We start from the raw sequence: 12,799 nt of genomic DNA on the forward strand, positions 1-12,799 counted from the left end.
TCATCTACTGCGTCGATGTGTTCCCTGCCGGTGGCGGTGTGTGCAGGGCAACCTGTGGCGGCTTGCACTCATTCGGATTGCCCGGCTGCAGGTATGGCATGAGGATCGGTGCCATGCCCTTGAGCACCTGCACTGGCAGCGCCGAAGTAAATTTGAACGCTTCTGCCGTGCGACCCGGCACGAAGGCGGTCAGCGTGCCGAAATGGTTGTCGCCAAGGAAGAACACGAAGGTGGCGGTGCGGTTTAGCGAGCGCGAGCCGATCAGCCGGCCGCCGGCGCCGAAACTCTCGATTCGGTTGTCGCCGGTACCGGTCTTGCCGCCCATCACCAGTGGCGTGCCGTCCTGCAGCTTGAAGCTGCCGGAAATACGCCGCGCGGTACCTGCATCGACCACTTGCGACATGGCGCCTTTGAGTGCACGCGCCACTTCGACTGGCAGAATTCGCACGCCCCGGTCCGGGTCTGTGATCAACTTGGTCTCGTAGGGTGTGTTGGCTGCAAAGTGCAGGGTGTCGATGCGCAGGGTAGGCAGGCGAACACCGTCGTTCTGGATGATCCCGACCAGTTCGGAGAGGGCAGCGGGGCGGTCGCCGGAGCTGCCGATGGCGGTGGCCAATGAGGGCACCAGGTGGTCGAATGGATAGCCCACGCGTTTCCAGCGTTGGTGGATATCGAGGAAGGCTTCGATTTCGACCATGGTGCGGATGCGGCTGTCACGGGCGCCCTGGTGGCGGCTCTTGAACAGCCAGCCGTATACCTCCTGGCGTTCGAAACGACTGGCGTTGATCATCTCGGTCAGTGTCGAGCTCGGGTTCTTCAGCAGGTAGCCAAGCAGCCACAGGTCCAGCGGGTGGACCTTGGCGATGTAACCCTGGTCGGGCAGGTCGTACTTGCCGGGGCCGTAAGCTACGTACATCTCGGACAGACGGCCATCGGTCAGTTTGCCCAGCACGACCTTGTCACCCTTGAGGTGGGCACGCACGAACGCGTTGAAGGTTTCCTGGCTTGCCTCGGGGAACAGGTAGCGGTGTACCGCCGCCAACCGCTGTGGGGTCACGCGCATGCTGTCGAGGAAGGTGTCCAGGCGTTGTTGCGAGGTTTTACGCTGGTACTTCTTCCAGAAGCGCATCAGGTAGTTGGTGCCTTCCTTGTCGGCAAAGCGCGCAAGGTACTCCTGGCGGCGCGGGTCGGCATCGTCCTTGAGCAGCGGCACGCGGTTGTACGGCTGCTGGTAAGTCACGTAGCGCACCAGGTCACGCATCAGGCGGATGAACGGCAGGTTGATCGACTCGCGCAGTGCATCCTTGAGTGTCGGGTTGCGGTTGTTGTCTTCCTTGCGGAAGTTGTTGAACACATGCATCCCGCCACCGGTGAAAAACGCTTCACCGGTGTTGGCCGAGTACTTGCGCTCGAGCGCGGCGTCGAGCATGGCGTCAAGGCTCTGGTTCTTGCTGTTCTGCGCCAGCCATTCCAGCGACCATTGCGTGATGCGGTCGAGTTCGGCCACTTCGACCTTCTTCAGCTCGGCGGCAGGTTTGCCAGCGTACTTGTCGTGCAGCTCGGCGATAATTTCAAGGTAGGTGGTCAGTACCCGCAGCTTGGCGGTTGAGCCCAGCTCCAGCTTGCTGCCTTCGTTGATGTCGAAGGGCTGGTTGGTGCTGTCGGTCTGCACGCGTACCCGCGAGCCATCGGCGGTGCGTTCGAACAAGGTGAAGCTGTAGCTCACCTGGTCGGTGGTCTTGGCAGTGAGCAGCCGCTCGCCGATCAGGCCTATCTGTGCGGCAAACTCCGGGTCGGCAAGGTTTTTCAGGTACTGGCTGACCTGCAGCTGCAGGTCGGCCTGCAAGGTACTGGTGGCTGACAGGTCGAGGCGGTCGAGGTCGTACAGCGGGCGATTGAGCATGGCCGACAGGCGGTTGCGCGCCAGGCTGATGCCCTTGTTGGTGATGATCGGTACGATGGTCGGCTGCGCGACCCAGTCGCGGTACACCGCCTTGCTGGCCAGCGCGGCATCGGCCAGCGGCTGATCGATGACCTTGTTGGCGGCAAGCAGCCGAATGTGCGAATCGGTGAGCTCGGCCAGCTCGACCCGGCCCTTGGACAAGTAATGCGAGGGGCGGCGCTGGGCAATCATCAGCGACAGCACCTGGCGCAGGGCCAGGCCACGTGCGGCCATGCTCTGGGGGTCGGTGGCGGTGGCGTTCAGGGCCTGGTTGACCTGGTCGAAGTCGGCGCCGTACCACACCCGCAGGCCCTCGGCCATGCCATGTACCTCACCATGCCCAGGCACAGCCGACAGCGGTACGCTGTTGAGGTAGTCACGCACGATGCGCTGGCGTGCCTCGGTGGTGTCGGGGCCGCCCTGGTAGGCACGCACGCTGGCAGAAATCATCTGCCGGATCTTCTCCGCGCCCGACACCGTCAGGCCGTCGGGTGAGTGGCGATATTTCTCCAGCTGTGTGGCCAGGGTGCTGCCGCCGGCAGACTGGCCGGGCAGGGCCAGGTACTTGGCGACCTGGCTGTAGGCGGCCTTGGCAAAGCGTGGCCAGTCCACTGCCGGGTTGTTACGTGGGTCCTGGGTATCCAACAGGTCGCGGTTTTCGATGAACAGCAAGCTGTTGACCATCACGGGAGGGATCGCTGCAAAGTCCGGGTACAGGTGCTGGGGGTAGTTGTACTGGTACAGCGTGTCGCCACGGCAGTCGGTGATCGACAGGCCAGCCTGGATTTTCTCGATATAGGGCGCGAACAGCCCATGATCGACGTAGTTCATCAATGCGGGTGAGAACTTCACCTGTTCGCTGATGAGGTAGTCGCGCTTGAGCAGGCGTGGCAGGAATTCCCCCAGGGCGCTATAGCCCAGGCGTTTGTCGAACGGCCCGTCACCGGGGTAGATGATGGCATCGCTGGGACCGGGTTGCAGCGAATAGGTCAGTGTACTGGCCAGTTTGCTGAACTCGCGCGATTGCAGTTCGGAGGTACGGAATTCGTCATACGCGGCAACAGCGATGGCTACCAGTGCCACCAGCAGGATGAGGATGATCAGCCGCCACCATAGCCGACGCTGACGGGGGGACTTGGGTTGTGGCGTCTCGGCCGGAGGTATCTCGGGTGCTTCCGTTCTGCTTGGTTCCGATTGCCACAGTGCGCCCATAATCTTCTATCCGGCCAAGTATTTTCGTCTTGCTTGTCTGAAGCTTAGACGTTGAGTGGATAGGGTGAAAAATTTGTAAGAAGAAGGAAAAAGTCATGTGGGGCTATGCGGCTTTGGTGTGGGTTCCTTCAACGGACGATGTTGCTATGGTGCCCCGGCGATTTTTGGGGCGTGTGGCGGCCCCAGAGTTCTAGCCAAATTTCTGCATATATACAGTGAAAACTCCTACAACGGTCTTCCTATACTGCTCGCCCCCTTCGCCTTGCCGGGCGCTCTACTCCGGCACACGGGCCGGTCCACAAGGCCAGCCTGGCAAGCCAATGCCACGCCTATCGGCTTGGTCGCGGCGGCACGAAGGTCAAATCCAATAACAAAATGAGGTTGTATTGCTATGCCAGTCGGCAACCACTCTGCCCACGGCCAGGCCACAGAAGGCGGCCCGCTCAAGCGTGAACTGGGCGAACGGCACATCCGCCTGATGGCGCTGGGCGCCTGTATCGGTGTCGGTCTTTTCCTCGGTTCGGCCAAGGCGATCGAAATGGCCGGTCCGGCCATCATGTTGTCCTACATCATCGGCGGCCTGGCCATCCTGGTGATCATGCGCGCCCTTGGTGAAATGGCCGTGCACAACCCTGTCGCCGGCTCGTTCAGCCGTTATGCCCAGGATTACCTCGGCCCATTGGCGGGCTTCCTGACTGGCTGGAACTACTGGTTCCTGTGGCTGGTGACCTGTGTTGCCGAAATCACGGCAGTGGCCATCTACATGGGCATCTGGTTCCCCGACGTTCCGCGCTGGATCTGGGCCCTGGCGGCGCTGGGCAGCATGGGCGCGGTCAACCTGGTGGCGGTGAAGGCTTTTGGTGAGTTCGAGTTCTGGTTCGCGCTGATCAAGATCGTCACCATCATCGCCATGGTGCTTGGCGGCATCGGCATCATTGCCTTCGGCTTTGGCAATGACGGTGTGGCAGTGGGGATCTCCAACCTGTGGAGCAACGGCGGCTTCATGCCCAATGGTGTGACCGGCGTGCTGATGTCGCTGCAGATGGTGATGTTCGCTTACCTGGGCGTGGAAATGATCGGCCTCACCGCCGGTGAAGCACGCAACCCGCAAAAGACCATTCCGCAGGCCATCGGCTCGGTGTTCTGGCGCATCCTGCTGTTCTACGTCGGCGCGTTGTTCGTAATCCTGTCGATTTACCCGTGGAACGAAATCGGTAGCCAGGGCAGCCCGTTCGTCATGACCTTCGAGCGCCTCGGCATCAAGACCGCCGCCGGCATCATCAACTTCGTGGTCATCACGGCGGCGCTTTCGTCGTGCAACGGCGGCATCTTCAGCACCGGGCGTATGCTCTATAGCCTGGCGCAGAACGGCCAGGCGCCGGCGGCCTTCGCCCGCACCTCGAAGAACGGCGTGCCACGCAATGCGCTGCTGCTGTCGATCGGCGCGTTGCTGCTGGGCGTGCTGGCCAACTACCTGGTGCCAGAAAAGGTCTTCGTCTGGGTGACCTCGATCGCCACCTTTGGTGCGATCTGGACCTGGGTGATGATCTTGCTGGCACAGCTGAAGTTCCGTGCCGGCCTTACCACGGCCGAGCGCAAGGCACTGAAGTACCGCATGTGGCTGTGGCCGCTGAGCTCGTATCTGGCACTGGCCTTCCTGGTGCTGGTGGTCGGGCTGATGGCGTACTTCGAGGATACGCGTGTGGCCCTGTACATCGGCCCGGCGTTCCTGGTGTTGCTGACAGTGCTGTATTACACGTTCCGCCTGGCGCCGAAAAACGCACAAGGTGTGGCGAGTACAGCCTCCTGACCTGACGTGGGGCCGCTTTGCGGCCCCAGCGTTCTCTCAGGCCGCCACTTCGCTGTGCGGCTCGAAACTGTCCGCCCGGGCCAGTTGCCACATCCGCGAATAGAACTGCCCGTTCACCTCGCCGGTCAGCAGCTCGCCTGGCTTCAAGAACACATGCATCTGCGAGAACAGCTTGATTTCGGTGGCCGAAATGCGCCGCACCAGGTGCTTGGCCTCCAGTTGTGCCGGATGCTCCAGGCCTGCCGCCGCCAGCATTTCTGCCAAGGCACGCAACGTGTTGTGATGGAAGTTCAGCACCCGCTGGGCTTTGTCGGGCACCACCAGCGCACGCTGGCGTAGCGGATCTTGCGTGGCCACACCGGTCGGGCACTTGTTGGTGTGGCAGCTTTGCGACTGGATGCAGCCGATGGCAAACATGAAGCCGCGTGCCGAGTTGGCCCAGTCGGCGCCAATGGCCAGCACGCTGGCGATGTCGAAGGCGCTGACAATCTTGCCGCTGGCGCCCAGCTTGATCTTGTCGCGCAGGTTCAGGCCGACCAGGGTGTTGTGCACGAACAGCAGGCCTTCACGCAGTGGCACGCCGATATGGTCGGTGAACTCCACGGGCGCTGCGCCGGTGCCGCCTTCCTTGCCATCGACGACGATGAAGTCGGGCAGGATGCCGGTTTCCAGCATGGCCTTGGCGATGCCCATGAATTCCCACGGGTGGCCCAGGCAGAACTTGAACCCCACTGGCTTGCCACCGGACAGCTCACGCAACTGGGCGATGAACTGCATCATTTCGATCGGTGTCGAGAAGGCGCTGTGGCGCGACGGTGAGATGCAATCCTCGCCCATCAGCACGCCACGGGTTTCGGCAATTTCCTGGGTGACCTTGTGTTTGGGCAATATGCCGCCATGGCCGGGTTTGGCACCCTGGCTCATCTTGATCTCGATCATGCGCACCTGAGGGCTGCGCGCCTGGGCGGCGAAACGTTCGGGATCGAAGCGCCCATCTGGCGTGCGGCACCCGAAGTAGCCGCTGCCCAGTTCCCACACCAGGTCACCACCGTGCTCGCGATGGTAGGGGCTGATGCTGCCCTCGCCGGTGTCATGGTGGAAATTGCCCAGCTTGGCGCCCTGGTTGAGCGCACGGATGGCATTGGCGCTGAGTGAGCCGAAACTCATGGCCGAAATGTTGAAGATCGACGCGGAGTACGGCTGGCTGCACTGCGGCCCACCGACGATGACACGGAAGCTGGCCGGGTCGGCCAGCGGTGCCGGGCGCATGGAGTGGCCGATGAACTCGAAACCGGATTCATATACGTCGATCAGGGTGCCGAAAGGTTTGTCCGAGGCTTCGTTCTTCGCCCGGGCATACACCAGCGAACGCTGGGCGCGAGAGAAGGGCAGGGCATCGCTGTCGGACTCCAGCAGGTACTGGCGGATTTCCGGGCGAATGGCCTCGACCAGATAGCGGATGTTGCCGAGAACCGGGTAGTTGCGGCGTACGGCGTGGCGCTGCTGCAGCAGGTCGAACAGGCCGATCAGGCTGAGAATGCCTGTGGTCAGGGTGAACGGCCACAGCCATTCGTGGTGGCTGAAGGGGAGGCTCGCCAGGGTGAACAGCACACAGGCGGCGAAGAAGGCATAGCGACTGAGAAGTGACAGGCTCATACAGGGTCCTTGCGATGGCGCGGTCAGGCTCAGGGCCTGGGGGCAAACCCCGACCATAGCCAAGTTGCCGGGCGCTGCAAAATAAAATCGAGGTAGCGAAAATCATTCTCGACCCGAGCCAAATTGCCTGGGCGCAGCGCAGATCGGTGGTGGGCACACATTGATGATTGGGCGCAGGCCGTCGTGTAGGAGCGGGTTTACCCGCGAAAGGGCCGGGCCTGCTGGCCAATTTCTACCCGCCGGTCAGCGTTGCCGCCGCCACCGTATTCGCGGGTAAACCCGCTCCTACAGGGGGGCGCGCAGCAGTTTTTGCCGCCAGCTTTCCTGCTCCTGTGCGGACGCCTCGACCAGATACGCGTAACGCCCGGCCATCCGCACCGCCACCGGTATTCCGTCGCGATACAGAAGCCGGTTGCCAATCACTGCCGGCACTTTCGCCCCGGGCAGCAACGAGCCGATCAGGTTCAGCGGGTCACCGGCGCTCACCACCTGCAGCGTTCCGTCCGGTTCACGTCGTCTCACTTGCCGCAGCAATACTACCGCCTCAGGCAAGGCGAACTGTTCACCGGCCAGCCCGGCAATGAAGCGCCCGCCCCGGATCTCGCCACGCGCTTCCAATCGGTGATAGCAGCGCAGCAGCTCACGCCAGGGCGGCAGTACATCACTCTCGCGCGCCAACAGCCGCCAGCAGATCACGCCATAGCGACGCAGCAGCGTGCGGGCAATGTGCTCCAGGCGCTGGTCGTGATCCGGGGGGGCATCGCTGCGGCGCAGCAGGGCCCAACGTCCGGCATGCGCCATGCTGCTGGAAAGCGGCGGGTGGCCTCGGCGGCTGTTACGTGAGCTGCGCTTGGTTGCAGGCGTGATCAGGCTGCGCAAGCCAGTGAAACTGTCCGCCCCGGCCAGGCCCGAGCCCACCAGCTCCTGCAGTGCAGTTTCCAGTTCACTGGGCAGCAGGTGTGCCTCATGTGCCAGTTCATCGAAGAACAGCGCACCCTGGGTTTTCAGCGCTTCGTGCACACGTTGCGCACGTAGGCCAAGGGCGTCGACAGCAGGTGCGGGCGCCAGGCTGCGCCACGTGTTCAACTGGTCCCGCGGCAGCAACACCAGAGGGGTACTGGTCAACGTGCTGCTCGCCACTGTTGCCGCCAGCCGGCTCCAGGCAAACTGGCCGCTTCGGCAGGCTTCGTCGAGCCAGTGCGGACTGTAGTCTTTGATACGCGCCGGCAGCAGTTCCGCCTCCCAGGCCGCTGCGGCGCTGGGGAACCCTTGTAACTGGCCCAGCACTTCGGCCACCGCCTGCGGACCACGCAGGCGCTCGTCAGGCGCCAGGTGCTGCCAATCGAACAGAAAGCGCATGAAGTCTTGCAGGCTGACCGGTTCGATCTCGCGGCGCAGGCGTTTGACCGTGTAGCGGTGGATGCGCGCCAGCAAGTGGCGTTCGCACCATTGCAAGTCAGTTGCACCTGGGCTGAAATGCCCGCGCAGCACATAGCCTTCGGCTTCCAGGCGGGCCAGAGCCTGCTCGATATCGGTTACCGGTTTGCCCAATGGCGCAGCGATCTGCGCCAGGGTCTGTGGGCCATGGCCGCTCAGGCGGGCGCGCAGCAGTTCGCTCAGTGCGTGGTCGGGCTCGATGGGCTGGTCGAAGCCAGCGAGCCGTTCGAGCGGTGGCTCCCTGTGCGCTGTGGGGTACAGTGCCAGCAGCAGGTTCAGGCGTTCGCGGGCCAACCAGAGCTTGTCATCGGGCAGGCGCAAGGCACGCCCGGCCTTGGCCAGCTGCCTTAGCAGCAAATCCCAGCAGGGGTTGGCATCTACCTCGACCTGACCGATGGCACCCAGGCTCATCAATGCCTCGTGCATTTCGTCGGGATTGGCCGGCTGTGGCCAGGCCTCGGCCGCGACGGCAGCAATGGCATCAGCGTCCAGCGCGCCCAGGTCGTCGCTACTGTGCACGTCGTTCCAGCGCCGGTTGAGTACCGCCTGGGTACGTCGTTCTTCCAGTGGCGCATCGTCCAGAAAGGCATAAGGCCGGGCGTTGAGAATCGCTGATGCCAGCGGCGAGGGGGCGGGCAAGTCCCGGCACAGCAAGCGCACTGCACCGCTTTCCATGCGCCGCAGCAGGGCCAGCCAGCCTTCGCTGTCCATTGCCTCGTGCAGGCAATCGTCAAGGGTTTGCTCGACCAGCGGATGGTCGGGAATCTGCCGCTCGCCGACGATGTTCTCCAGGCAGGCGATCTGGTCGGGGAACACGGCGGCAACCAGGTCCTCACTCTTCATGCGCTGGATTTGTGGCGCCACCTTGCGTCCGCCCACAAAGCGCGGCAGTGCCATGGCCACGCCTGCATTCCAGCGCCAGCGCACGCCAAACAGCGGTGCATCGAGCAGGGCCTGGATGAGAATCGGCTCGGCGCTGCGGCTGTTCAGGTAACGCCACACTTCGTCCAGCTCGAAACTGTGGCTGGTCGACAGAGACAGCACGATGGCGTCCTCGCTGGCGGCAGCCTGCAGTTCGAAGTTGAAGGTGCGGCAGAAGCGCTTGCGCAGGGCCAGGCCCCAGGCGCGGTTGATGCGGCTACCGTAGGGTGAATGAATGATCAGTTGGGTCCCGCCGGACTCATCGAAAAAACGTTCCATCACCAGCGTATCCTGCGAGGGCAGGGCGCCAAGCACTTCACGGGTGCGGGCCAGGTAGTCGAGCAACTGGCCCGCACAAGCTTCGTCCAGTTCGAAGGTCGCCTGCAACCAGGCCAGTACCTCCACCGTGTCGCCGCCTGCCATCGCCAGTTGCTGGTCGATTCGCGCCTGCAGCCGGGCCACGGCGGCAGACAGCTCGTCACTGCGCCCCGGCGCTTCACCCAGCCAGAACGGAATGGTCGGTGGCAGGCCATGAGCATCCTCTACCCGCACCCGGCCCGGCTCGACGCGCAGAATGCGATAGGAGGCGTTGCCCAGCTGGAAAATATCGCCAGCAATGCTTTCCACGGCAAAGTCTTCATTGACGCTGCCGATGTTCAGCGCCTGCGGTTCCAGCAACACGGCGTAGTCGGCGTTGTCGGGGATGGTGCCGCCGCTGGTCAGCGCGGTTAGCTGGCTGCCACGTCGGCCACGCAGCGTGCCGCTCACTGCGTCACGGTGCAAGTAGGCACTGCGCACACCCTGGCGGCCGTTGTAGCCCTCGGCGAGCATGCGCAGCAGGGCCTGGTAATGGTGCTGGTCAAGCTCGGCGTAAGGTGTGGCCTGGCGCAGGCAATCCAGCAGTTCCTGTTCGTGCCAGGCCTGGTTGCTGGCTTCTGCGACGATCTGCTGGGCCAGTACATCCAGCGGTGCCCGGGGGATGTGCAGTGCGTCCAGTTCGCCCTGTCGAACGCAGTCAAGCAAGGCAACGCATTCGATCAGGTCATCGCGTGAGGTGGGGAACAGGCGCCCCTTCGGCACACCATCGACCTGGTGTCCAGCGCGGCCAACCCGTTGCAGGAAGGCGGCAATCGAGCCCGGCGAGGCGATCTGGCAGACCAGGTCGATATCGCCGATATCAATGCCAAGCTCCAGCGATGCGGTCGCTACCAGCACCCGGAGCTGGCCGCTCTTGAGCCGCTGCTCCGCATCCAGGCGCAGCGCTTTGGACAGGCTGCCATGGTGTGCGGCAACCGCCTCCTTACCCAGCCGGTCGCTGAGGTGGCGGGTGATGCGTTCGGCCAGGCGCCGGGTATTGACGAATACCAGCGTGGTGCGGTGTTCACGGGCAAGGGTGGCCAAGCGGTCATACACCAGGCCCCAGACATCGGTGGCCATCACCGCCCCCAGCGGTACCGGCGGCACTTCGAGGGCCAGGTCACGCTTGCGGGCATGGCCGATATCGACAATGGCGCAGGGGCGCCCGCTACCCACCAGAAACTGTGCCACCCGTTCGACCGGGCGTTGGGTAGCGGACAGGCCGATACGCCGCAGTGGCTTTTTGCACAAGGCTTGCAGGCGTTCCAAGGTCAGGGCCAGATGGGCGCCACGCTTGTTACCGGCCAAGGCATGGATTTCGTCGACGATTACCGTGTGCACATGGGCCAGGCCTTCACGGCCAGAAGCCGAGCCCATCAGCACGTAAAGCGATTCGGGGGTCGTCACCAGAATGTGCGGGGCCAGCTTGCGCATGGCGGCGCGTTCCTTCTGCGGAGTATCGCCGGTGCGTACCGCCGTGGTGATGCGTGGGGCGTTCAGGCCTTGCTCTGCAATGGCTTGGCTGATGCCTTCGAGCGGGGCCTGCAGGTTCAGACGAATGTCATTGGACAGGGCCTTCAGAGGTGAAACGTAGATCACCAGGGTCTGTGCAGGCAGTTCGCCCTGGTGCTTCATGCCTTCACGCAGCAGCTCATCAAGCACGGCCAGAAAAGCGCTCAGGGTCTTGCCTGAGCCCGTTGGCGCGGCCAGCAGCATGGATTGCCCGGCGTGGATCAACGGCCAGGCCTGTGCCTGGGCATCGGTGACCGTGGCGAAGTGGCGGCGGAACCAGGTGCTGACGGCAGGGTGGAACAGCTCGAGCACCGGGTGGTGTTTGGCGGGCAGGTTCATGTGTTGTTTATGGAGGGTGTGCAACAGGTTGGCAAGGGGCCGCTCGTCTGCCAGGCCGACACAGAAATGACCGGCCTTGTCAGGCCAATGACCCCATGGGATCCTCGCGGGTCATTTTATTCAGCGAGCCCACTTCATGCCCAACATCATCCGCATCGCCGCCGCCCTGCTGATCGACCCTCAGGGCCGCACGCTGCTGGTGCGCAAGCGTGGCACCGAGGCTTTCATGCAGCCAGGCGGCAAGATCGATGCCGGTGAAACGCCGGTGCAGGCGCTGGTGCGCGAGTTGCAGGAGGAACTGGGCCTGCGCATCGACCCGGCTCAAGCCATGCACCTGGGCCAGTTCAGTGCCCCCGCCGCCAACGAGCCAGGCTTCGAAGTGCAAGCCGAGCTGTTCCGTGTCGACAGCGCCGCTGCCGTGGTGCCGGCCGCAGAGATCGAGGAGGTGGTCTGGCTGGCTGCAGATCAGGCACCCGTCATGCCACTGGCTCCCCTGACCCGCGACTTGATCCTGCCGCTGTATCGCCAGACGCTCAACGCACCGCGCTGACACCGTCGAGGGTGGCGAACGAGGTGTCCTTGGCCGTCAGCAAAAAGTCGCGCATGTACGGGGCATCGAGCATGTCGGTGCGTACGGCGGCATAAAGCGTGGCAAACAGGCCTTTCTCGCCCAGGCGTTTGCCCTTCACATAGCCGCGCGAGCTGTACTCGTGCAGCGCCCAATGCGGCATGCCGCATACGCCACGGCCGCTGGCCACCAGCTGCATCATCATCACCGTCAGCTCCGAGGTACGCACGGCGGCTGGCTCGATATCGGCCGGCTCCAGGAAGCGGGTGAAGATGTCCAGGCGATCGCGCTCCACCGGGTAGGTGATCAGCGTCTGGTCGAGCAAGTCTTGCGGCACGATGTAAGGCTTGCTGGCCAGCGGGTGCTGGTTGGCCACTGCCAGCATCGCCTCGTAGGTGAACAGCGGCACGTAAGTGATGCCTGCCAGGTCCACCGGGTCGGAGGTCACCACCAGGTCAAGGTCGCCGCGGGCCAGGGCCGGTAGCGGGGCGAAGGCAAAGCCCGAGGCCAGGTCCAGTTCCACTTCCGGCCAGGCATCACGGAACTGGTCGATGGTCGGCATCAGCCACTGGAAGCAACTGTGGCATTCAATAGCCATGTGCAGGCGTCCGGCAGTGCCTCCGGCCAGGCGTGCGATGTCACGTTCGGCACTGCGCAGCAACGGCAGGGTGGCATCAGCCAGTTGCAGCAGACGCAGCCCGGCGCTGGTGAAGCGGATTGGCTTGGTCTTGCGCACGAAAATCGGGAGGCCCAGGCGCTCTTCCAGCTCCTTGAACTGGTGCGACAACGCCGACTGGGTCAGGTGCAGGCGTTCGGCGGCCTCCACCAGGCTGTCGGCCTCGCGCAGGGCATGAAGGGTTTTCAGGTGACGGATCTCCAGCACAGATGACTCCGGGGTGTGGAATTGAAGAAACAGGGAATGAATTGAGTTTCTCTCATGATGCGGCATCTGTCGACTGGGCGATCGTCGCACCGCCTGGCGGGAGTCATGAAACTGTCACCGAACTGTGGCAGCGCGCCCGAACAGAATTCATCAGACTCGCGC

General features: G+C 63.4%; 6 protein-coding genes. 2 read left to right on the top strand and 4 right to left on the bottom strand.

Translation table 11 applies throughout. The features are described 5' to 3' along the window. Positions 1-4: 4 nt before the first annotated feature. Positions 5-3,154: a transglycosylase domain-containing protein gene (locus ACZ889_RS09510; RefSeq protein WP_476257330.1), complete on the bottom strand. Its 3,150-nt coding sequence runs from the start codon at positions 3,152-3,154 to the stop codon at positions 5-7. 391 nt (positions 3,155-3,545) lie between these two features. Between ACZ889_RS09510 and ACZ889_RS09515 the strand changes: the two genes are divergently transcribed. Next, complete coding sequence (locus ACZ889_RS09515) at positions 3,546-4,964, top strand: amino acid permease (protein ID WP_180688756.1); 1,419 nt, start codon at positions 3,546-3,548, stop codon at positions 4,962-4,964. A gap of 36 nt (positions 4,965-5,000) precedes the next feature. Here the strand turns inward: ACZ889_RS09515 and ACZ889_RS09520 are convergent, their stop codons facing one another. Both ACZ889_RS09520 and ACZ889_RS09525 read right to left on the bottom strand, forming a co-directional pair. Then, positions 5,001-6,620, bottom strand: a complete 1,620-nt coding sequence (locus tag ACZ889_RS09520) for an FMN-binding glutamate synthase family protein (protein WP_004575669.1) — start codon at positions 6,618-6,620, stop codon at positions 5,001-5,003. A 285-nt stretch (positions 6,621-6,905) separates the two neighbouring features. After that, a complete protein-coding gene (locus ACZ889_RS09525; protein WP_476257331.1) occupies positions 6,906-11,186 on the bottom strand; it encodes a DEAD/DEAH box helicase in 4,281 nt (1,426 codons plus the stop codon). Positions 11,187-11,322: 136 nt separating this feature from the next. On the opposite strand from ACZ889_RS09525, the gene ACZ889_RS09530 reads away from it, so the two are divergent. Further along, the gene (locus ACZ889_RS09530) at positions 11,323-11,736 is read left to right on the top strand and encodes an NUDIX hydrolase (RefSeq protein WP_476257332.1); all 414 of its coding nucleotides are present in this window, start codon (positions 11,323-11,325) and stop codon (positions 11,734-11,736) included. On the opposite strand, the gene metR is transcribed toward ACZ889_RS09530, so the two are convergent. Then, positions 11,720-12,637, bottom strand: coding sequence for a transcriptional regulator MetR (gene metR, locus ACZ889_RS09535; RefSeq protein ID WP_003254981.1), 918 nt, complete (start codon positions 12,635-12,637; stop codon positions 11,720-11,722). The genes ACZ889_RS09530 and metR overlap by 17 nt on opposite strands. Positions 12,638-12,799 lie beyond the last annotated feature (162 nt).

It is taken from the genome of Pseudomonas sp. TE3895, assembly GCF_056278855.1.